This window comes from Flavobacterium eburneipallidum (assembly GCF_027111355.2).
Classification (GTDB): Bacteria; Bacteroidota; Bacteroidia; order Flavobacteriales; family Flavobacteriaceae; genus Flavobacterium; species Flavobacterium eburneipallidum.
The window spans coordinates 2,275,186-2,297,617 of the sequence record NZ_CP114291.2; the positions used below are offsets into that span (position 1 = coordinate 2,275,186).

General features: G+C 35.5%; 16 protein-coding genes. 9 read left to right on the forward strand and 7 right to left on the reverse strand.

Features of this window, described 5'->3' with window-relative positions; translation table 11 throughout:
- Positions 1–21 precede the first annotated feature (21 nt).
- The 3 genes from OZP15_RS09560 to OZP15_RS09570 form a co-directional block, all read right to left on the reverse strand.
- Positions 22–1,014, reverse strand: coding sequence for a nucleotidyl transferase AbiEii/AbiGii toxin family protein (locus OZP15_RS09560; protein WP_269225236.1), 993 nt, complete (start codon positions 1,012–1,014; stop codon positions 22–24).
- Positions 1,014–1,805: a DUF6088 family protein gene (locus OZP15_RS09565; RefSeq protein WP_281335965.1), complete on the reverse strand. Its 792-nt coding sequence runs from the start codon at positions 1,803–1,805 to the stop codon at positions 1,014–1,016. Before OZP15_RS09565 ends, OZP15_RS09560 begins: the two co-directional genes overlap by 1 nt.
- Positions 1,806–1,921: 116 nt before the next feature.
- The gene (locus OZP15_RS09570; RefSeq protein WP_281335966.1) at positions 1,922–3,439 is read right to left on the reverse strand and encodes an aminotransferase class V-fold PLP-dependent enzyme; all 1,518 of its coding nucleotides are present in this window, start codon (positions 3,437–3,439) and stop codon (positions 1,922–1,924) included.
- Positions 3,440–3,890: 451 nt separating this feature from the next.
- On the opposite strand from OZP15_RS09570, the gene OZP15_RS09575 reads away from it, so the two are divergent.
- The 4 genes from OZP15_RS09575 to OZP15_RS09590 all read left to right on the forward strand — a co-directional run bounded on the left by OZP15_RS09575 (position 3,891) and on the right by OZP15_RS09590 (position 9,357).
- Complete coding sequence (locus OZP15_RS09575; protein ID WP_269225238.1) at positions 3,891–4,184, forward strand: helix-turn-helix domain-containing protein; 294 nt, start codon at positions 3,891–3,893, stop codon at positions 4,182–4,184.
- A 99-nt stretch (positions 4,185–4,283) separates the two neighbouring features.
- Complete coding sequence (locus OZP15_RS09580) at positions 4,284–5,669, forward strand: DUF3945 domain-containing protein (protein ID WP_281335967.1); 1,386 nt, start codon at positions 4,284–4,286, stop codon at positions 5,667–5,669.
- A 20-nt stretch (positions 5,670–5,689) separates the two neighbouring features.
- The gene (locus OZP15_RS09585) at positions 5,690–7,771 is read left to right on the forward strand and encodes a type IA DNA topoisomerase (protein WP_281335968.1); all 2,082 of its coding nucleotides are present in this window, start codon (positions 5,690–5,692) and stop codon (positions 7,769–7,771) included.
- 137 nt (positions 7,772–7,908) lie between these two features.
- Positions 7,909–9,357 (forward strand): IS1182 family transposase, encoded by a 1,449-nt coding sequence (locus OZP15_RS09590; RefSeq protein WP_281335969.1) that lies wholly within the window; start codon positions 7,909–7,911, stop codon positions 9,355–9,357.
- Positions 9,358–9,575: 218 nt separating this feature from the next.
- On the opposite strand, the gene OZP15_RS09595 is transcribed toward OZP15_RS09590, so the two are convergent.
- Entirely contained in the window at positions 9,576–9,752 is a 177-nt protein-coding gene (locus OZP15_RS09595; protein WP_281335970.1) for a histone H1, read from the reverse strand.
- 196 nt (positions 9,753–9,948) lie between these two features.
- On the opposite strand from OZP15_RS09595, the gene OZP15_RS09600 reads away from it, so the two are divergent.
- Together OZP15_RS09600 and OZP15_RS09605 are read left to right on the forward strand one after the other, a co-directional pair.
- Positions 9,949–10,386, forward strand: a complete 438-nt coding sequence (locus OZP15_RS09600) for a DUF1896 domain-containing protein (RefSeq protein WP_269225240.1) — start codon at positions 9,949–9,951, stop codon at positions 10,384–10,386.
- A complete protein-coding gene (locus tag OZP15_RS09605) occupies positions 10,373–15,778 on the forward strand; it encodes a helicase-related protein (RefSeq protein ID WP_281335971.1) in 5,406 nt (1,801 codons plus the stop codon). The genes OZP15_RS09600 and OZP15_RS09605 overlap by 14 nt, the downstream gene beginning before the upstream one ends.
- 138 nt (positions 15,779–15,916) lie before the next feature.
- Here the strand turns inward: OZP15_RS09605 and mobC are convergent, their stop codons facing one another.
- The 3 genes from mobC to mobA form a co-directional block, all read right to left on the reverse strand.
- Entirely contained in the window at positions 15,917–17,917 is a 2,001-nt protein-coding gene (mobC, locus tag OZP15_RS09610) for a conjugal transfer protein MobC (RefSeq protein WP_281335972.1), read from the reverse strand.
- A gap of 131 nt (positions 17,918–18,048) precedes the next feature.
- Positions 18,049–19,365 carry a conjugal transfer protein MobB gene (gene mobB / locus OZP15_RS09615; RefSeq protein ID WP_281335973.1) on the reverse strand — a complete coding sequence of 439 codons (1,317 nt, stop codon included), beginning with the start codon at positions 19,363–19,365 and terminating at the stop codon, positions 18,049–18,051.
- On the reverse strand, positions 19,362–19,805 hold the full coding sequence (gene mobA, locus OZP15_RS09620; protein WP_269227905.1) for a conjugal transfer protein MobA: 444 nt from the start codon (positions 19,803–19,805) through the stop codon (positions 19,362–19,364). Before mobA ends, mobB begins: the two co-directional genes overlap by 4 nt.
- Positions 19,806–20,477: 672 nt before the next feature.
- On the opposite strand from mobA, the gene OZP15_RS09625 reads away from it, so the two are divergent.
- The 3 genes from OZP15_RS09625 to OZP15_RS09635 are packed head-to-tail and all read left to right on the forward strand — an operon-like array spanning position 20,478 to position 22,319.
- Complete coding sequence (locus OZP15_RS09625; protein WP_269225241.1) at positions 20,478–21,245, forward strand: ParA family protein; 768 nt, start codon at positions 20,478–20,480, stop codon at positions 21,243–21,245.
- Between the two features lie 4 nt (positions 21,246–21,249).
- Positions 21,250–21,684 carry a DUF3408 domain-containing protein gene (locus OZP15_RS09630; protein ID WP_281335974.1) on the forward strand — a complete coding sequence of 145 codons (435 nt, stop codon included), beginning with the start codon at positions 21,250–21,252 and terminating at the stop codon, positions 21,682–21,684.
- A gap of 2 nt (positions 21,685–21,686) precedes the next feature.
- Positions 21,687–22,319, forward strand: coding sequence for a conjugal transfer protein TraD (locus OZP15_RS09635; protein WP_269225242.1), 633 nt, complete (start codon positions 21,687–21,689; stop codon positions 22,317–22,319).
- The last annotated feature ends 113 nt before the right edge of the window (positions 22,320–22,432 follow it).

Consider the following 22,432-nt stretch of genomic DNA (forward strand, 5'->3'; position numbering starts at 1 on the left):
ATTTATTGATTAAGTAGAAATCTATTTTTTAATATCCCACTCAATCCCTTCAATCCGTTTAGCAAGAAACACCAAAGTTTCGAAAACCTCATTTTCATCTGGAGGTTTTGCTTTCCCAATAATTAATTCCTTAAATTTTGAACCGGAGTAGGTCTTTTTTAGAGTATTCCAAACAATAGAAGTTTTACTAAAAATCAGTGCTTCTTTTGGATGTTGATACAGCCAATTTTTATCATTAGGTATGGCTTTATCATCATCTTTGGCAACTTGTAACAACATCGCATCAAAAGAGTTCGAATTCACAAAGTCTTTTATATTTATAAGTTTGATTAATAGAGTTAAATCATAGGTATGACGAACTTTATTTGATAAATCTTCCAATGGATTTTCAGTATAAGAGAAACGAACCAGGCTTATTATCTTTTCACAAAATGTACGCTCAATGGACAAAGCTTTTACCTCAAAATCTTCTAATTCAAACTGGGCAATTAATTCAATATTGGAAGTTGCTTTGATATAATCAGCAATCAGAGTACGAATTGGTTTTACAACATTAGGTTCCGTATTCCCCAGATGAGACACCTCTAAAGCAATGTTTTCTCTCACTTCGCCATACTCCCCTTTTACTCCTACTTTTGGATAAGAGTAAACTATTTTTCTAATGCTGCCTTTTTTATTAGAATTGGGATCATTTGGTACAACTTCAAGAATAGATTTATCAATCACATTGGTAATATCTTTTAATCTATTCCGCAAAGCATTTCCACTATCAGTATCATTCTTTACAACAACTATATCAATATCTTCCGAAAATCGTTTAATAACGCCATAGCATTTGGATAATGAAGTACCTCCTTTAAAAACAATCAAATCTTTTACTTCGGAATGAAACAATTCATACAAAGCATAGGTTACCCAATAATCCTTTTCAATAAAAATTTCTGGGATTTCAAAATAGTCCGCTGCTGCAACGATAGCACCTTCAAAATTAACTTTATCTAAATGTAAATTCATTATATTATATTCCAAGAGTTAGCGGTCGAAAGCATCGTTGAGTTAATGCCGTATTCATAGCTACTGGAAGGATTTATTGACTTTTTCAGAACCGAAAAAAATACAGGCTCTACTAGCATAGCTTCCAAAAGAGCACCAAGTAACGCTCTTACTTTTGGAGGATAAGCAGCTCCATAAGTAACCAGTTTTTTTATTTCTGTAGGGTCAAAATCATAAATCACTTTTTTTAAATAAACAAGTCCATCACTTTTTTGCAAGTCAGGTATAGTATTCAAGTCTTTAATAACATCCAATAGCTCTAAATATTTAATAGCATCAGAAGTTACTTTTACATAACTTTTAGCAGGCTTAATAGCAACATTACCCACTTTTCCTTTAATTTGTTTGTCTAATGAAGCAATACGAATGGAAATCGGAACTTGTGTCGTTAAACCCAGTCTATTATACAATCTAGTTCCAGTAACATAAGCAACTTGTTTATTCTTATCAAACAAATAAAGAGAAAGTAAAACATCTTCTCTAGGTTTTTGCTCACCAAATACAGAAACTTTCGGTTTATAATAATAGCCTTTTTTAGCTCTTTTAATAATTCCCTTATTAAACAATCTGCTTAATGCTTTAGAACCAGCAATAATTTCATCAGAAGTTAATCCAAGAGTATCATATCCGAATACATCTCCCGCATCGATTCGATTTATTTTATCTGCTATTTTGTCTGTTACTTTCATAATAGCAACAAAGATAATCATTTTATTTAAAATGTCAAGTTTATTCCATACTTTACCTGACATATCGTCTATATTACCATCTATAAAATCATCTTCAAATACATCTTTATTGTCCTAATATATATTCATTATCTAATTCAACTATTAATTTAATTACAAGATTTACTCTACTTGTCAATCTAAATGCTAAACCAATTTTGAATTATTTTTTTTTCAATATTCTTTTTACTGTTATGAATGAATTCATTTTTAACAGCATCATAGGTGTAATCACTTCCCCATTCTTTAAAATGAGTTGCCACAGCTTCAATTGAATGACAGATAAACTCAATTTCTGCATCGGTCATTGTAGGATGTATGGACATCCGAATCCATCCTGGGCGATCGATAAGGCAGCCTTCCAATATTTTTTGTTCAATAGATTTTGAGGTACTATGATCCACATTCAAAAGATAATGTCCATAGGTTCCCGCACACGAACAGCCTCCTCTGGTTTGAATCCCAAATTTGTCGTTCAGTAATTTAACAATTAAATTATAGTGCACATTTTCAATGTAAAATGAAAATACGCCAAGCCTGTCAGTATGTTCTGGAGCAAGTATTTTTAAATTTTCAATTATTGAAAGCCTGCTAAAAATAATATCATTAAGTTCGTGCTCTCGGGTAAGAATGTTTTGAATCCCCATTGCTTCTTTTAATTTTATGGCAAGAGCTATTCGGATGGTCTGTAGAAAACCGGGCGTCCCACCGTCTTCTCGGGTTTCTATGTCGTCAATGTAATCGTGACCTCCCCACGGATTCGTGTAGGTTACCGTTCCTCCTCCAGGATTATCAGGTACTAAATTTTTATACAGTTTTTTATTAAAAACCAAAACACCTGAAGTTCCAGGACCTCCTAAAAATTTGTGGGGAGAAAAAGTAATGGCATCCAAATATCGCTCATCATCGGGATGCATGTCCATAGGAACATAAGGAGCAGAACAAGCAAAATCCACAAAACACAAACCTCTATGCTGATGCATTAATCGAGCAATCTCTTGGTAATTGGTTCTGATTCCTGTCACATTGGAGCAGGCAGTCACTGCCGCAATTTTTATTGGACTGTCTTTATATTCCTCCAACAATCTTTTAAGATCGTCCAGATTTGGCAATCCATTTTCATCAGCGGCAATAACCCGAACTTTGGCCGTGGTCTCTAGCCAAGAAGTCTGATTGGAATGATGTTCCATGTGAGAAATAAAAACAATCGGGCGTTTTTCCTCTGGCACTGCGGTAGTTTCCTTTAAATTCTCATTGAGTTTAATGCCCAATATCCGCTGAAACTTGTTGATGGCACCAGTCATTCCTGTTCCGGTGGTAATTAAAACATCTTCTTCCGACGCATTGACATGTTCTTTGATGATATTTCTTGCATTATGATAAGCGTGTGTCATCACACTTCCTGTAATGGAAGTTTCCGTGTGGGTATTGGCAGTATAAGGACCAATCTCCTTGAGCATTTTTTCTTCCACTGGCAAATAAAGTCTACCGCTGGCTGTCCAATCAGCATAAATTATTTTTTTGATTCCATAAGGGGATTCAAATTCTTGATTCTTACCAATAATATTTTCTCTAAAGGAAGAAAAATAATCCTCCAATTTGGATGATTTTTTACTCAAATCAAAAGACTCTTCAATACAATTAGTATTCAAACTCATACTTTATCCAATAAATTCGCTAGTATCGACTTAAAAAAAGCTCAAAACCAACTGGTTAGTATTACCAAATTCATCTTATGTAATGCCTATTTATAAGCAATGCATTCAAAAAAATTATTGAGTAATGTTACGAAAAATTGTTGACTTTCGAAGATGGAATCACTGATTTTTAATTCTTTATAAATTATTGATACCAAACGTCAAAACAAAAAGTAAAGCCCTTATTTTAACTGGAATTTACTGTTTTTTTTATGGTACACTACACCAAAAAAAATCTTGAAAACAAACTGCTAGAATAAAAAACTGCATTACATTTTTTGAAATTACTAACACAGTATAATCAATACTTTTTAGGATTTTTATGTTAAATTTTTTCGTACTACGAAAGCCATTGTGATAAACTTCTACAAAAGCTGTTGAATTTTGTTAAAGCAATCTAAAGTAAATAGTTATGAATATTGACAGAATGGAATTTATGGCATGGATGGAGCGTATCATGGATCGCTTTGATATCCTAAATGAACATATAAACGATGTTCACAAACAACGAAATAACATTGATGGAGAAGAATTACTCGATAATCAGGATCTACTCCAGATGCTCAAAATAAGCAGTCGGTCACTTCAGCGTTACCGATCAGCAGGCAAATTGCCTTATTACACAATCAGCGGAAAGCTCTACTATAAATTATCTGATGTTCATCAGTTCATACGGGATAGTTTTAATGCTCCTCTTAAAAAATAAAAGTCAAAACCTGACAACTAGTGCCATTGAAAGTCAATCAATGGAAGAGATTATTTTATCTCTTTATTTTCGGTTAAACAAATTTTAAAGACCAAGCTGATGGTTAATCAAGATACAGATAAACTCCAATTACAAGAACAATTCTCGGATATCTTGTTGGTACTCGACAAAAAGAAAAAGAAAATTGAGGTAGTAAAGGGCATTGGAAGTGACAACAAGTTGCAAACGGTCACGCCTGACAAAAAGAATCAAAGTCAGTTCATGCGTGTTGACAAACATGGAGATCTTTTCTCAAATTTCTTTTCCAATTTTTTACATCAATTGAAAGATCCAACCCATTTCAACTTTTTTAGGGTTTCTGCACGGGACGTCATTACTGTAGCAAAAAAAATTCAAAATGCAGTTGACAGTTCTTCAATAGCTGGAAAAAAGCTATTGGCACAATATGAGATAAAAACCGATTATAAACAATTAAACAAATATAACATGGAAACAAAACAGTCCACATCGGAAGTAGGTGAATACCGCTTCAAGCTAGAACAAATAGATTGGAAAGCAATGTCAAATATGGGAATAAACAAAGAACGTCTCGAAAAGATGAATCTAATTGACCCCTTATTAAAAGGATATAAAACCAATGAATTGGTTCCCATAAGCCTTAATTTAGGAAATGCAGTTACCCGAATGGATGCAAGACTCTCCTTGCAATCCAATGATGAAGGTAAGGTAATCGTTGCCATTCACGGCATTCGTAAAGAACCACAATTGAATTTTCCATTTTTTGGCCATGAGTTTACCAAAGAAGATAAAGACAATTTGCTCAAAACAGGAAATATGGGACGTGTCGTTAATTTAACCAATCCCAAAACAGATGAGATAATACCTTCCATTGTTAGTGTGGACAGATTGACCAACGAACTTGTTGCTTTACGTAGCAACCTCATCAAAATTCCCGACGAAATAAAAGGCGTAAAGTTGGATGAGCAACAAAAACAGAGCTTAATGGATGGTAAATCGCTATACATCGAGGGTATGACATCAAAAAAAGGAGAGCCATTCAATGCTTCCGTTCAATTCAATGCCGATAAACGCTATGTCGAATTCCTTTTTGACAGAAGCAATACCAATAAACAATCTCAAAGCCAACAGCAGAGTCGTTCTGAGCAGCAAGAAGTACCACGAACCTTTAGAGGAAAAGAACTTGACGATCAGCAGTATCAGAAATTTAAAGAGGGCCAAACTGTGTATGTTACTGGTTTGGTTGACAAGAACGGAAAAGATTATCAAGGTTACATTACCTTCAACAAAGAAACTGCAAAAACTGGTTTTTCTTTTGAAAATCCAAATAAAACAAATGATAAGGCGCAATCAAAAGGAAATTCAGAAGCTAAAAATAGCGAAGCAACCAAGAATGGCAAGGAGCCAGAAAAAGCAGCCCAAGAAAAACCAAAAACTGCTGCCAAATCCAAAGTTCCAAAAATGTAATCATCATCAAAATTCCCATCATGAAAATAGTGATTGCAGAAAAACCGAGTGTTGCTCGAGAAATAGCTTTCCTGTTAGGTGCCATTGAAAAGAAAGATGGTTACCTGACGGGCAACGGCTATTATGTAACTTGGGCGTTAGGACATCTAGTATCATTGGCTATGCCCGAAGATTATGGTTTTACAGGTTTTCAAAAGGAAGCCCTACCCCTATTACCCAATCCATTCTTACTTACTGTACGTAAGCTGAAGAAAAACAATAGCTATATTCAAGATGACGGAGCAATGAAACAATTAAAAATCATTGAGCAGCTTTTAAAAAACAGTGAAAGTATAATTGTAGCCACTGATGCTGGTCGAGAGGGAGAACTTATATTCCGTTATATTTATGAATATTTAAAATGTAACCTACCCTTTGAACGATTATGGATTAGTTCATTGACAGAAAAAGCCATTCTTAAAGGATTTGACAATTTGAAACCAGGAAGAAATTTTGACGGTCTACATTTCGCAGCAGTCGGAAGAAGTCGTGCGGATTGGCTGGTAGGAATAAACGCTTCCCAAGCGTTGAGCATTGCTGTTGGAAATGGTGTTTATTCTCTTGGAAGGGTTCAGACACCAACATTGGCACTTATCTGTAAAAGATTCTTGGAAAACAAAGCATTTGCCATTAAGAAATATTGGCAAATAGAATTAGAGCACCGTAAGGAATTCATTGATTTCAAAAGTATTTCATTGACTAAATGGGACGACAACAAACTGGCAAATGACGTACTGAAATCCATACAACGACAAGGAACAGCTACCGTGACTTCCGTTGAAACAAAAATTATCAATGAACAACCTCCTTTATTGTTTGATCTTACCGCATTACAAAAAGAAGCCAACATAAAATTAAATTTATCTGCGGAAGAAACTCTAAACATCGCCCAAAGCCTTTACGAGAAAAAATTCATTAGCTATCCACGCACTGGAAGTAAGTATGTTACAGAAGACATTTGGGCTGAAATACCCAAACTGATAAGTGTGTTGGAAGAAATGGAAAAGTTTAAGGCAGTTGTTTCTAGTGTAAAAAAAGGACGTCTCAACAAACGTATCGTTAACGATTTAAAAGTTACCGATCATCACGGTCTATTGATAACGGATAAAATACCATCAGCCTTACTCCCAAAAGAAAATGTAATTTATGAAATGATTGCATACCGATTACTGGAAACAGTTTCCAATGCCTGTAACAAACAAATTACCGATATAAATTTACAAGTTCTCCATTACGATTTTACAGTAAAAGGGTGTGCAATTCTTGATTCAGGATGGAGATCCATCAAAGGAAACTTCACAGATGAAGACAACGACCCCATCGCAGATCTACCAGAACTAAAAATGGGTGACGAGCTAAAGTTTAGGGAAGCAAAAGTTTTGGAAGGAAAAACCAAACCACCAGTCCTTTACACTGAAGCGGGACTACTGACGGCTATGGAAAGCGCTGGAAAACTGATTAAAAATCAACAAGAAAGTAAAATATTGCAAGACATGGGCATTGGTACTCCAGCTACACGAGCCAGTATTATTGAAACGCTTTTCAAAAGAGAATATGTCAAGAGAGAAAAGAAATCTTTAGTCCCAACAGCAAAAGGATTAAAAGTTTACGAACTCGTAAAAAACGAAAAAATTGCCGATGTGGCCATGACAGCCCAGTGGGAATTAGCCTTGCAAAAAATTGAAAACAACGAGGGAGCTGTCGCTGATTTCCAAAAAGAAATAGAAAATTTCACCACAGCCATTACGAAAGAATTACTTTCCTTATCTGTCGAAAGTGAAAAACAAGCAGAACTAGTTTGTCCAAAATGCAAGATTAATAAATTAATAATTCGAGATCAATTGATAAAGTGTTTGGATGAAGACTGTAACTGGGTTCAATTTCGAAAGATATGTGGGATTCAGTTAAATCTAATGGATCTAGAAATGTTAATTAACAAAGGTAGAACCAATCTTCTCAAGGGAATGATTAGTAAATCAGGAAAGAAATTCGATGCTTTCATCGTTATGAACAGCAACGGAGAGACCACTTTTACTTTTCCTGAAAAAACAAAAAGAAAATAAAAAAAAGGCTGTTTCTAAAATTGGAGGGCACTGAAAAAGTCCTTCTTTAGGAATGATTGTTAATTAAAAGGAGTAGAAGCTAAATGTTTTCTGCTCCTTTTTTTGTATCTTTTGGGTGTAATCATAAGGCCTTTTAGATGTTAATTCAGCAGCAGCAAATTCAGTTTAGTCCCTATTCTTCATTATATGATTTAATCGTTCCACAGGATAATCTACTTAGAAAAATCAACGAACTAATAGATTTTTCATTCATTTACGAGGAGTTGTTAGATAAATACTGTACAAATAACGGTCGCAAAGCAGAAAGCCCAGTTCGTATGTTTAAGTACTTACTTTTAAAAACAATATATAATGTATATGATGTTGATGTAGTTGATCGTTCGCGTTTTGATATGTCTTTTAAATATTTTTTAGAAATGAGTCCAGAAGAAGGTGTTATCGATCCAAGCTCCTTGACAAAATTTCGTAAACTTCGTCTTAAGGACACAGACTTATTAAATCTTCTCATTGGAAAAACTGTATCTATAGCTATTGAAAAGGGAATCATTAAATCTAAATCTATCATAGTTGATGCCACGCATACTTTATCGAGATCCAATCCATTTTCAGCAATTGATGTATTAAGAGAACGTTCTAAACTACTACGAAAAACGGTATATTTATTTGATGATCGATTCAAAGAGAATATGCCAAAGAAGAACGATACCTATGAATTAAAAAAAGAATTGGAGTATTGCAAAGAGTTAGAGAAGCGTATAGAAAAAGAACAATCTTTAAGTTCTATACCTGCTGTGAAAGAAAAATTAAACTTACTAAAAGAAACAATAGAAGATACTCAGGAAAATTTTACTTTATCAAAAGATACAGATGCTAAAACAGGTCATAAATCTGCTGATAGCTCTTTCTTTGGATATAAGACTCATCTAGCGATGACAGAAGAACGAATTATCACAGCAGCTATAATAACCTCAGGAGACAAAGGAGATGGTCCAGAGTTACCGAAACTCTTAGAGATTAGCCAAGAAAACGGAATGGATGTAGACACCATTATTGGCGATGGAGCTTATACAGGAACAAAAAATCTCCAGCTAGCAACCGGGCAAAATATTAGAGTTGTAACTAGATTAAATGTTTCGGTAGCACAAGGAACTAGAAAAGAAGAAGATAAATTTGAATACAATAAAGATGCCGATAGAATTGTTTGTCCTGCGGGGCATATGGCTATACGAAAAGCTAAACAGGGCAAAAAAAATGTTGGAAAAAATCAATCACACACCTATTATTTTGATGTTGAAAAATGCAAGTCTTGTTCTTTAAAAGAGGGATGCTACAAAGAAGGGGCAAAGACAAAAACCTATGCTGTAACGATAAAATCAGACTTACACCAAGAACAAATCGCCTTTCAGGAAACAGAATATTACAAAGAAAAAGCAAAACATCGATACAAAATAGAGGCTAAAAATAGTGAGTTAAAAAACGTACATGGCTATGATAGGGCAATATCGTACGGCATTGCCAATATGCAAATGCAAGGAGCAATGACTATTTTTACAGTCAATTTAAAAAGAATACTGAAATTTATATAAGAAATTAAAAGCTAAATGGTGCATTATTAAAAACGACCTTATATAAGTCAAAAATAGACTCATATAGCTTCAAATAAAAAACAGTTATAAAGTGAAAAACGCTTGCAACGGGTTAAAAAATCCTGTTACAAGCGTTTTTTTAATTCTCTAAAAACCAATCCCAATCAAAATAAGAGGTGTTTTTCAGTGCCCTCTAAAATTGGAAACAGCCTTTAAGCTTATTTTTTAGATTCAGCTACAGAGGATTTTCTAAATTCTTTCAAAAGCTTTTCCAGTTCTAGAGAAGATTTACGTGCTCTAGTTCCTGCTGATTTATTTCCTTTTTCTGTTTGTAATTCTGCATCCGATTTGAATGTTTCAAATTCAGCAGCGATTTTTTCGATTAGATCTTTCATAGTTGATTTTATTTATTACCAGCTACAAAACTAACAATTACAAATGAAATTTAATCTAGGTAAAGAAATTTTCATCAATAATCTTTATTCTTCTTTAGAGACAATTTATAGCCAATAAAAGCCAAACCATACCAGATATTCTGATTACTACTAGGAGCATCCTACATTTATCTATTAATAATAAATTATACAAATTATGGACACGCTACAAAAAGACCTCTCCTATTTCAATTTAAGACTACAAGAATTTCTCCATACGAGTTTTCCGGAAAAAGCTTGGGATACCAAATTTATAGAACAACGTTCGCAAAGATCTGCGAAAGCTTATGAAGCAGCATTTATGGCAGGTAATTCCGTTGCACAATGTGAGGAAATAGCTAATTACATTCTGTTTGAAGGATTGCATTTCTCCAAATTCGACACGGTATTTAAAGTCGTGGTAAGCGAGTTTGACACCCTTATGGCTGATGAAGAATTGCGTCCATTCGCCCTAAAAATGTTGGCTATTTGTGAATCCGTATTTCAGCGATATACGATAACCCAAGAATTTGTTGACAGTGTCGGTTATGATCTTCTTTATACGGAACTGACTGGAACTATAGCAATATGGATTGAAGAAAATGGGCTTCAATAAACGGAAACATCTCCAAAGTAATATTGATGCCCTCAAAGTTGCTTTTAAACTTGAAAAAGAAAATCGACAAGCTACCCAAGAGGAAAGACTGCTAATGATGCAATACAGCGGATTTGGTGGTCTAAAGTTCATACTTAATCCTGTAGAGAATGCCATCGATAGTAACCATTGGCGAAAAACAGAACAGTATCTCTTCCCTCTTACCCAAGAATTACACAAGTTGCTTAAGGAAAACACAGTCGATCCAAAACAATACAGTCTCTATGTGGATAGTATGCGGAATTCAGTCCTAACGGCTTTTTATACACCTCCTGCCATTATTTCTGCTCTTGCAGAAACCCTCAAAGAAAATGGACTAAAGGTTAACCGAATGCTTGAACCCTCTGCAGGTTCCGGTTCTTTCATCGAAGCCTTTAATACTTCTTTTGGGTCGATTAGTGGAACTACCGCCTATGAAAAGGAACTGCTAACGGGAAAAATATTGAAGCACATTTATCCCGATGTTAATATTCATATTCGAGGTTTTGAAGCCATTCCCGAAAAAGAACAGAAAAGCTATGATTTGGTTACGAGTAATATTCCTTTTGGGGATATATCCATATTTGATCTCTCGTATTCCCGTAGTACCAATTCAGCAAGAGTTCAGGCAGCCCGAAGCATTCATAATTATTTTTTTCTAAAAGGAGGCGATATGCTTCGTGAAGGAGGTATTCTGGCTTTTATCACCTCTCAAGGTGTACTCAATAGTCCCAGCAACATAGCTATCCGTGAGGCATTAATGAAAGACCATAAATTGGTTTCCGCTATCCGTTTACCAAATAATCTTTTTACCGATTATGCCGGTACTGAAGTGGGGAGTGATTTAATTATTTTACAAAGACAAACGGCTAAAGAGGGCTTGTCATTAAGGGAAAAAGAGTTTTGTCAAACGAATATCAATTCTGAAAGTGGTTCCACCAACATCTTATTGAGTAATCCTGCTCTTATTGTCCATACCAAATCCTATCAGGGAACTGACCCATACGGTAAGTCAACGATGGTATATGAACATCAAGGAGGTATAGAAAGAATTGCCACCGACCTTAAGAGAATATTGAAGGATGATTTCTCTATTCATTTGGATATGAATCGATACAATGGTATTTCGCTTGATAAATCAATAATTCAGCCAACTATTTCAATACAGACTGAACCGCTAATTCTAACAGAAAAAAGCACCAGCTCAAATCCTGAAATAAGACTATCTCAACAATCCCAAAAAGACAATGGATCTCAAGTGCAACTGAACTTATTTGATTTGTTTGAAACTACCATACCTGCTAAAATTAATGAAACAAAGTCTAGATTTAAGAACAAAACAAACAGTGTAAAACAAAATAGTATCGGAAAACAACCAAGTTTATTTGATACTGTAGCAATCCAACAAGTATATCAAAAACCAAATGTTTCAAGAACAATTCAAACAATTCATAACGGAGCAATCGATGGAGATTTGTTCTCACAACCAAACGTAGATAATCAAAATTGGGGAGCAGCTAAAACGGCTAGTCCTATTCTAACGACAGTGCCATCGAATCCTGCACCCTATACAGGAGAAACACCTACTTCTTATAGAGAGGAATGTCTTGCGAAAGACAAAGGATTCATAGGCTATCTAAGAAATATAGATGTGGAAACAGGAAAAGCGATGTTTCATCCATTGGAACTTTCCACACTTCAAAGAATGCGAGCAGCTGCCTATATTGATTTACGAGATGTTTACCACAGACTGTACAATCGGGAAGCAGAACTAAAAACAGAACAGAGAGAAGACAGGGAAAAACTAAATAAATTGTATGATGATTTTGTAAAAAAATATGGCAATCTGAACAATGTAGATAATATCAAACTGATTAAGATAGATGCTGCGGGTAAAGAAATCCCCTATTTGGAACGTATTATTGGTGGTGTGGTACATAAGGCGGATCTTTTTCAACGTCCAGTTAGTTTTTCTAATAGCTCACTAGCGACGGATAATCCCGATGAAGCTTTGGCAGCTTCGCTGAATCAATACGGAAAAGTTAATCTGGTGTTTATGTCGCAGATAAGCGGCATAGTATCCGATGATCTCAAAGAAGCACTTAAAGGGCGAATTTTTTATAATCCTTTAGAAAAAGAATATGAAATCTCAGAGCGATGGGTTTCTGGTAATGTGGTAGAGAAAGCCAACCAGTTACAAGAATACATCAACAATAATCCCGTAGAAAGTATTGTCAAAGAAAGTCTTACTGCTTTGGAAGAGGCCAAACCTAAAAGAATTGAATTTGAAGAATTAGATTTTAATCTTGGAGAACGTTGGATTCCCACAGAAATATATGCTCGTTTTGCATCTTATCTGTATGATACGGATGTTCGTGTGTATTATTCAGAAAACACAGATGATTTTGCTATTAATTGTGACCAAAAAAATGCTCATATAAGAGATAAGTATGCCGCAAAATCAGAAAGCAGAACTTTTGATGGAATCGCTCTGCTCAAGCATGCACTTGTTAATACGACACCAGATATTACTAAAAAGATTTTAGTTGGCGACAAAGAAGTCAAGGTGAAGGATATGGAAGCAATACAGATAGCGAACTCTAAAATCGATGAAATTAGAACTGCTTTTACGGATTGGTTGCATACCCAAAATGATGGATTTAAAAATCGATTAACTAATCAGTATAATGACACCTTCAACTGTTTCGTCCGTCCGCAATATAACGGTAGTCATCAGGAGTTTCCCGGACTGGACAGAAAAGCATTAGGTATTGATGACCTCTATTCCAGTCAGAAAGATGCCGTATGGATGATAAAGCTGAACGGTGGAGCGATATGTGATCATGAAGTAGGCGCTGGAAAAACACTCATTATGTGTACCGCTGCCCAAGAAATGAAACGCTTGGCAATGGCACACAAACCAATGATTATTGGATTAAAAGCGAATGTGCATGAGATAGCTGAAACCTACCGAACTGCTTATCCTCATGCAAAAATATTGTATCCAGGAAAAGAAGATTTCACACCTCAAAAACGGCAACGAATTTTTGGCGACATAAAGAATAATGATTGGGATTGTGTGATACTTACACATGACCAGTTTGGCATGATACCGCAATCTCCAGAGATGCAGAAAGAAATACTGCAAACAGAATTAAATAGTGTAGAAGAAAATTTGGCTACTTTGAAAACGCAAGGAAAAGATATCTCAAGAGCAATGCTTAAAGGGGTTATCGTGCGAAAGCAAAATCTAGAAGTCAAGCTTAAAACACTGGAACATGACATAGAGAATAGAAAGGATGACACAGTCGATTTTAAGATGATGGGCATTGACCATTTATTGGTAGATGAAAGTCACCGTTTTAAAAATTTAATGTTCAATACTCGTCATGAAAGAGTTGCTGGATTGGGTAATATGCAAGGAAGTCAAAAGGCACTGAACTTACTTTTTGCCTTACGAACCATACAAGAACGAACAGGAAAAGATCTCGGTGCCACCTTTCTTTCAGGGACAACAATTAGTAATTCGCTGACAGAATTATACCTGCTTTTTAAATACCTACGTCCACAAGCATTGGAAAAGCAAGGCATCAACTGTTTTGACGCTTGGGCGGCTATTTATGCCCGAAAGACTACCGATTATGAATTTTCGGTAGCCAACAATATTGTACAAAAAGAACGGTTCCGATATTTCATAAAGGTACCAGAATTAGCACAATTCTATTCGGAAATAACGGATTACCGAACAGCAAAAGACATCGGCATTGACCGTCCCGAAAAAAATGAAATACTTCACAATATTCCACCAACACCAGAACAGGAAGTGTTTATTAAAAATTTGATGGCGTTTGCTAAATCAGGCAATGCAACCTTGTTGGGAAGAGCTCCACTTACAGAACGTGAAGAAAAAGCAAAAATGCTAATCGCTACAGACTACGCTCGCAAAATGTCTCTTGATATGCGGATGATTAGCCAAAAGTATGAAGACCATCCAGACAATAAGGCCTCACATTGCGCTACAAAAATTGCAAATTATTACAATAACTTTAATGCACAGAAAGGAACTCAATTTGTTTTTTCAGATTTGGGAACATATAAACCCACGGAATGGAATGTTTATTCAGAAATTAAAAGAAAGTTGGTTCATAATCATAATATTCCATCTCATGAAGTACGCTTTATACAAGAAGCGAAAACGGATAAGCATCGCAAGAAATTGATTAGTTCAATGAATGAAGGTAAAACCAGAGTACTATTTGGTTCTACTGATATGCTTGGAACTGGTGTTAATGCACAGAAGAGAGCGGTAGCAGTTCATCATTTGGATACTCCGTGGCGACCAAGTGATCTTGCCCAAAGGGATGGAAGGGCAATTCGTAAAGGGAATGAGATTGCTAAATTCTTTGCCAATAATAAAGTAGACGTGATTATTTACGCTGTTGAAAAATCATTGGATGGTTATAAATTCAATTTATTATACAACAAGCAGCTTTTTATAAATCAGTTAAAAAATAATAATTTAGGAAAACGCACCATTGATGAAGGAGGTATGGATGAAAAATCGGGTATGAATTTTTCGGAATACGTAGCCATTCTTTCGGGTAACACCGATTTGTTGGACAAAGCAAAACTAGAAAAACAGCTAGCTGGATTAGAAAGTGAACGTCAAGCATTTAATCGTTCCAAGTTCAGTTCTAAATACAAACTGGAAGATGTCACTGCGACATTGGAAGCCACTCAGTCTCGTTTGAATCGGTTTGTTTTGGATTGGGACAATTTGCAACAAAGAGTGCAAAAACACCCTGATGGAACTTTGTTGAATCCTGTTCAGCTTAACGATCTGCCTGCCAATGCCGATGTCAAACAAATTGGAGCTAAGCTCAACCAACTGGCTGACAAAGCCCGCACTGCAGGGCAGTATGAAGAAATCGGCAGTTTGTATGGTTTTAGCTTGTTGGTAAAAACAGAATTAACAGATAAAAATTTAGATATGTTCGAAAGAGATAATCATTTTTTTATTCAGGGCGAAGGAGGTATCAAGTATACTTATAACAATGGAAATATGGCTTCAGAACCTAAAACTGCAGCATTGAATTTTATTAACGCTTTAGGCAAAATCCCTAGTCTCATAGAACAAGAGCAAAAGAAAATTGCTGAACTGAAAAAAGATCTTCCAGTACTTCAGGAAGTAGTTAATAGCAACTGGACTAAAGAAAATAAATTAAATGAATTAAAAACTGAATTGGCTGCCATTGACAGAAAGATTCAATCATCCATTGCTCCTTCTGAAAACAGAAAAGAGGACGAGCAAGAAGAATATGAAAAAGTAGATGTGAAGAATATTAAAACTCATCTGAAATTAAAAACTATATAGTCCTGATTTAGTATTGAATATTTTAAAAAACGAACACGATTCAATAGAAATAGCACGACAAGATTTAATAGAAATAGTACGAAGAATTTAATAATTGACTAATTATTTTTTCTTAAATTTAATGAATGAATGAATGAATTAACCTTCTTTCACCAAATGCTGTAAATCTGGATCATTTTTGATGCGTTCCAGTTCAGTCTCGATAATTAAAACAATATCCCGTTTTATTTGCCTGTAATTAGCCTCTATTTCTTCTTTCATTTTATCTTCACCGTTTTCATCCAAAAATGATAAAATCTCAGGAATCTTTTTATATGCTTTCGTTTCGGAATCTACTTTAGCATTATCCACTACAATTTCTGCATTAAAAATTTTCTGTTCAATTCGCTCATCAAAATTATCCGAAACAGCCCCCACAAATATTCCTTGTGTAAGAGTCGAAATTTTGGATACTGGGATAAGACTGTCCAACTGGGTCGAAATGGAGGTAGATTTATCACTTCTATTTATAGTCAGGCTTTGTCTTTTCTGCAATACTTTGCCAAAGCGTTCCGAAAGACTTTTGGCAGTCTCTCCAACAACTTGTCCGCTAAAAATATTACCTACGGTATTTTGTATAACCTTACTTTCCTTATCGCCATAATCTCGGGTTAATTGCGAATAATCCTGAAACCCCAAACAAACGGCTACTTTATTGCTTCTGGCAGTGGCAATCAGATTATCCAATCCTCTAAAGTATATAGTTGGTAATTCATCAATAATAACTGAACTTTTTAGTTTTCCTTTATTGTTTATCAGTTTTATAATTCTCGAATTATACAACCCCAATGCAGCCGAATAGATATTCTGCCTATCTGGATTATTGCCAACGCAAAGTATTTTCGGTTCATTTGGATTGTTAATGTCCAATGAAAAATCATCACCCGTCATTACCCAATAAAGTTGTGGTGAAATCATTCTTGATAGAGGAATTTTAGCGGAAGCTATCTGTCCTTGCAACTGATCTTGTGCCCCACCTTGCCACGCATCCATAAAAGGTGATAAATAATTTTCGAGATCTGAATAGGAAGTAAGGATGGTAAATACATCTGCGTATTTCTTGTTGAGCAACTCAATGGCGTGAGGAAATGTACAGTACTTTCCGCTGTCGAAAATTTTCAAGAACCAAATAATGGCGGCTAACAGGATTATGGGGGATTCTACAAAGAAATCTCCCTGCTTTTGTATCCAACTTCTGTTCAGGTTCAGCATAATGGTATAAGCCGATTCATAAGCATCTGAAATATCCGTCATGAAATTTGGATTGATGGGATTACAACGGTGGCTTCTTCTTGGGTCATCGAAATTAATGACATAGAATTTTGGTTTTACTTTATACTTATCGGCATGCTTCAACAAATGATTGTAGGCAATGGTTGAAAGGTCATCGAATTTAAAATCATAGATGTACATAGAAAACCCCTTTTCGATATGCTGTTTGATGTAGTTGTTGATAATGGCATAACTCTTACCCGATCCCGGTGTACCCAAAACAATGGAAGCTCTAAAAGGATTTACTACGTTAATCCAACCCTCATTCCATTTGCCTTTATAATAAAACTTGGTAGGAAGATTAACGGAATATTCATTGTTCATCAATTTGGTTTCTTGCATGAAACTTTCGTTCTCGTTATTGAAGACATCATCCATTAGGTTGGTACGGAGTAAACGACTAATCCATACACCAGCCACCATTAGAGCAATGTAACCTAGTGAAGTTGTCAGAATATATAAAGATGTTGCCATTCCTGAAGACAATCGTAATAATGGCGTATTCAAAAAGAAAAGAACAAAACCGATGGCTAAGGCAGTATAGATTTTGGCCCAGGTTATCTTTTCATTTTTTACTCCCTTGGTTCCCAAACAACTTAATGCGAGTAAAACTAAGGCAAAGAGTTTAGAATATAAAGTATTGGAAAACAAGCTTGCTGTCCGTTGAAAATTACCTAGTATTTTGTTGATTAATTCTAGTGTCCAACCTCGTTCCAAAAAAAAGCCATAACAAAACCAGTAAAAGTGCATTAGTACCAACAGAATGCTGACTGCACGCATAAAAGCCATAATTTTGGCAAGTCCTCTTACATCGTCTTCTCCTTGCATATTTGAATAAATTGAATATTGCAGGTGAATTTAGAAGAGAAGCAAAACCCTTGACAGAATAAGGAATTAGATGACTGTTAGTGGCACTAATTGGCTATATGAACACTAAATCATTACGCCAACTGAAATATCTATTTTTGGTCACGATTTCTTCTGCGCTTCTTCTTTTTATTCATTTGGTTGGCAAATGCTTGTGCTTCGTAATCTTCGCCCAGAGCTTGAGGCAATAGCCCTCCAAACGCTTCGATTAATCCCAAATTGTCATTTGTACATTCAGCTTGATTTTTATTCATAAAGTCAAAGAGTTCGTGAGGTTGTTCTGTTTCTGTTTGAGCATTATCTATTTTTATGGATGATAAATGAATGGAGTTATCCTTCATCATTTCTGGGCGTTTTTCAGTATTTCCATCTTTCCACCAATCATTGAAAACGTTGGCAGAAAGATTTTTGTCTAATTGTGAGCCATTCCAAACGGTACGGGATTCGTGGTCAATAAAAGTCATTCCATAAATACGTCCTTCTTTGTTCCGACGGATAACCATATTAATTCCTTGCTCCAGTAATTGTTTCTTGAATTCAGTTTCACCGGGAGTTGTATGCATAGTTATTTCAATGGTGTTTTTTAGTACCGTTTTTGCTTGTGACGTTTTCATCTTTTCTTTCGATTTTCCAAAATGTTTTTGTAAATTGTCAGAACCTGCATAGCGACCAAAGCGTGATGCCTTGAACGGATTACTAACTTTTTCTCCCAGCTCGTTCAATGCAAAATAGACCAATCCCTGTTTAGGCTGACCGTTTACTTCTCCTTTTACTTCCTCAGTGGTAATGTTAAAAAGGGAAAGTAGTGCGTTATAAGCTCCCAAACTTTGGTACTCGTAATACTTTGGTAAGTGTCTAACTACCGAAGCTATCTGGCTCTTTACATTAACTTCTTTATAATCTACTGGTCTGAAAATTGCTTCTTTTGGATTGCGCTCTTTTTCCGTTGCCGGTAGTAGTTTATAATCTTGTTCTAATGTACGGCAGGCATTCATGGAACGTAATTTTTCATAAGAATCCGATATTTTTTTACCGTTACGATCTACAGATGTTGATACAATGTGAATGTGAGTTCGTTCAATGTCGGTATGTTTGAAAACTACATAAGGCTGTTCACCATAACCCATAAGTTCCATATAATCTTTGGCTAGCAGTTTAAAGCTTTCATCATTTACCTGATCTCTCGGATCGGGATTAAGCGATATATGCAAAACTGGCTTTTCCGTTCGCTTGTTTGCAATTAGATAAGGTTCAAGTGAACGGTATAATTGAGCAACGGTATAATTTCCATTGATGGTTTCTCTCATTCGATGCGTGGCCAATACCTCCCCTTTTTCCGTATCAACTTTAAATTGATTATAGGAAAGTGCCCCAATCATATTTGCTCCACGATTAATCTTAGCTATCATTTTTTTTCGTTTTTAATCAAATATTTGGTTTCAAACTCCTCAGTCAACTGCGTGATTTCACGGCATAACTTCGCTAATTCCGCTGTTTGTTTTTCCAGTTTAAAGAGATACGCTGCCGCTTTCTTTTCAGAAAAATTGCGATACAATAGCTTTACGATCTGATTGTAATTGACGCCAACGGAACGAAACTGACCATACAAAGTAGTTAATCGCATGTAATAATCCATTGCAGCTATATCTACTTTTACAGTTTTGATTGGCTTTTCAAACAAAATGGAAGTAACAAAATGAGCTTTATTATCTGCACCTGAAGCTTCAAAAAGGGAAAGAAATTTGGAGTTTTCCTCGTCCGTAAGACGAAAAACATAACGGTGGATGCTCGGATTCTTTTTAAAATTCCGACCACCTTTGTTCTTTCCATTGTTTTGTTGTCCGTCCATCATAAATCCATTTTAATATTTTACAAAACACCGACTTCGGAGGATGTTTTAAGCCCCCGCAAGGGCAAGTTGTTTTGAGGCACAGAATTCATTTCGAGTGCCTAAAAACACAACTTGCTCTGTTCTGGCGAACAGATAATCCGCCCTTCGGGACGGATTGAATAAAGCAGGGAAAAACGGCTTAGTGCCGTTCCTGTTAATGCCCAATATTGATTTGATTCTTGCATTTGAATTACTCTGATTAATATTTTACAAAGTAAACCATTGAATGCAAAACCACTATGAGTTAAGCAATTGCCAAACATTGCCAATAAATGCCAAACATTGCCATAATAATAAAAGCACACATATAGCTCTATTTCTTTGTACTTATAAATGGACATAAGGTTATAAATAGCTATTTGGGTAACAACATAACTACGCAACTACTGTCATAAAAATGTATGACCATAGAATTATAATTAGGTCTGCATTGAAGTATCTAATCATAGACTTAGCTACAAAGAAATTAAGGTACGTACACTAGTCTGTTGGTAAAAACATACCTCTGTACATACGTAAAAACAGATACAGCAACATAAATAGTTTGGCATATAAGTGCCTAACCATATACTGCTGACCATAGCTACAATCATATATAGGATCTGCAATACTTACATAAATAATTAAAAGATGAATTCAAAACACAAAACAGTATTTATCGCTTTTTCTTCTCAAAAAGGCGGTGTCGGAAAAAGTACTTTTACAACATTGGTTGCAAGTACCTTGCACTATAGATTGGGCTATAATGTCGCAGTATTTGATGCCGATTTTCCACAACATAGTTTGATGAAAATGAAATCCCGTGATTTGGCAATGGTAATGGAAAATGAGCATTTGAAAAGGTTAGCGTACAAACAATTTACCACCATCAACAAAAAAGCTTATCCGATTATGCAACACAAAGCGGAAAGTGTATTGGAAGCGGCTCATGAATTTTTAAATGCTTCTTCAGTAGCTGTTGATGTAGTATTCTTTGACCTACCAGGAACGGTAAATACTCCTGGCATTTTGAAAGCACTGGCCGGAATGCATCATATTTTTACGCCCATTACTGCTGACCGTGTGGTAATGGAAAGTACGCTGATTTTTACACAGCTTCTACAGGATGTGATTATGAAAAAAGGTGAAACTTCCATAGAGACCATTAATCTGTTTTGGAATCAGGTGGATGGTAGGGAAAGCACACCTTTATATGAGATTTATAACAAGCTCATTGAGCAATTGGGATTAAGTCTTATGGAAAGCCAAATCAAGAACAGCACCCGTTTTCGAAAAGAAGGTGAAGAGAATAGCAAAACCATATTTCGTTCTACTGTAATGCCTCCCGATGAACGTTTGATGAAAGCTTGCCAGCTAGACCAGTTCATGAAAGAATTTTTAAAAATCATTCAATCATAGTGGTATGGAGAAAGAGAACAAGAAAAAATCTACTCCAGAAATTAATGAGGAGTTGATGATGAACCTGATGGTCGATGGAGTGAAAAAGGATGGTTTACAGCTTCCTCTAAAACAGATTGAGCAGCAAGATGAGGAAAGCGTAAATCCAAAAGAACTCCCAAATGCAAAATCAGTGGTTAAGGAAAAAAGCAGAAAAAGGACAAGCGAAATGGAGTATGAAAGTATTTTTTTCAAAAGACCCGATACCAATGCCCGTGATGGTAAAACAGTATACATCCGACCTGATTTTCACGAAAAACTATCCCGAATTGTACAAGTGATAGGCGAAGATAAAATAACCATTTATGCTTATTTAGATAATTTGCTGGATTACCATTTTCAGGAATTTGGAGAGCAGATAACCAAGAGTTTTAATGATAAATACAAACCTATTTTATGATTATGGAAACAGTAATAGTTGTATGTCTGTTCATTGTTATTACGCTATTGGTGGAGGATAAGATTGTTATCAGGAAAAAGAAGGAGCAAAACCCAACCCAGAAAAAATCTAATCCGAATCTACCAGATATTATGGGGCAGCCCAAACCAATGAGAAGTCTTTCACTGCCAAAGAGTGCCACTGAAAGCCCAAATAAAAAGCATGAACAGAAAACAGATAATTTTGATATTGAAATCGACGACGAAAATATTGATATACAAATTCCGCAGGAAGGACTTGATGAAGTTTTTGGAAATGTACCTGATTTTGAGGAAGAGGAAGAAGAATGGAACAGGTATGGAATATCCAATGGGGATAACGGTTTTGCCCAAGGGATTACCTTTGAAGAACTAAGCTCCGTGGGGATGCTGCTGCAAAAAGATAAATTGGAGTCCTCTCAAAAGGAAACAGCGGTTGCAATTGTTCAAAAAATACAAGGAACCGAATTATTCAGCCTATTGGAAAATTCCATGGAAAGTGCGTCCCGTAAAATAGCCGAGCTGTTGAACAGGAGTCTTTCTTTTGAAACGGATGCTGGTTCTTCCACTTTGCGGAAAAATGATTTGGAGAATTTTGATATTGGGGAGTTTGTGTGAGCAAGCTCCCTTTTTTATTTTTATGTATTTAATTGCGTAATGGGTTGAAATCACACCCTAATTGCAAATGAGTACTTAATTTGGTAGCAAAATAATTAACTAAAATCTTGTTT

Coding starts and splice junctions, on each gene's coding strand:
- OZP15_RS09575 (WP_269225238.1), top strand. CDS start 3,891: ATGAATATTGACAGAATGGAATTTATGGCATGGATGGAGCGTATCATG.
- OZP15_RS09605 (WP_281335971.1), top strand. CDS start 10,373: ATGGGCTTCAATAAACGGAAACATCTCCAAAGTAATATTGATGCCCTC.
- OZP15_RS09635 (WP_269225242.1), top strand. CDS start 21,687: ATGGAAACAGTAATAGTTGTATGTCTGTTCATTGTTATTACGCTATTG.
- OZP15_RS09585 (WP_281335968.1), top strand. CDS start 5,690: ATGAAAATAGTGATTGCAGAAAAACCGAGTGTTGCTCGAGAAATAGCT.
- OZP15_RS09600 (WP_269225240.1), top strand. CDS start 9,949: ATGGACACGCTACAAAAAGACCTCTCCTATTTCAATTTAAGACTACAA.
- OZP15_RS09580 (WP_281335967.1), top strand. CDS start 4,284: ATGGTTAATCAAGATACAGATAAACTCCAATTACAAGAACAATTCTCG.
- OZP15_RS09590 (WP_281335969.1), top strand. CDS start 7,909: ATGTTAATTCAGCAGCAGCAAATTCAGTTTAGTCCCTATTCTTCATTA.
- mobC (WP_281335972.1), bottom strand. CDS start 17,917: ATGCAAGGAGAAGACGATGTAAGAGGACTTGCCAAAATTATGGCTTTT.
- OZP15_RS09630 (WP_281335974.1), top strand. CDS start 21,250: ATGGAGAAAGAGAACAAGAAAAAATCTACTCCAGAAATTAATGAGGAG.
- OZP15_RS09560 (WP_269225236.1), bottom strand. CDS start 1,014: ATGAATTTACATTTAGATAAAGTTAATTTTGAAGGTGCTATCGTTGCA.
- mobA (WP_269227905.1), bottom strand. CDS start 19,805: ATGGACGGACAACAAAACAATGGAAAGAACAAAGGTGGTCGGAATTTT.
- OZP15_RS09565 (WP_281335965.1), bottom strand. CDS start 1,805: ATGTCAGGTAAAGTATGGAATAAACTTGACATTTTAAATAAAATGATT.
- mobB (WP_281335973.1), bottom strand. CDS start 19,365: ATGATAGCTAAGATTAATCGTGGAGCAAATATGATTGGGGCACTTTCC.
- OZP15_RS09625 (WP_269225241.1), top strand. CDS start 20,478: ATGAATTCAAAACACAAAACAGTATTTATCGCTTTTTCTTCTCAAAAA.
- OZP15_RS09570 (WP_281335966.1), bottom strand. CDS start 3,439: ATGAGTTTGAATACTAATTGTATTGAAGAGTCTTTTGATTTGAGTAAA.
- OZP15_RS09595 (WP_281335970.1), bottom strand. CDS start 9,752: ATGAAAGATCTAATCGAAAAAATCGCTGCTGAATTTGAAACATTCAAA.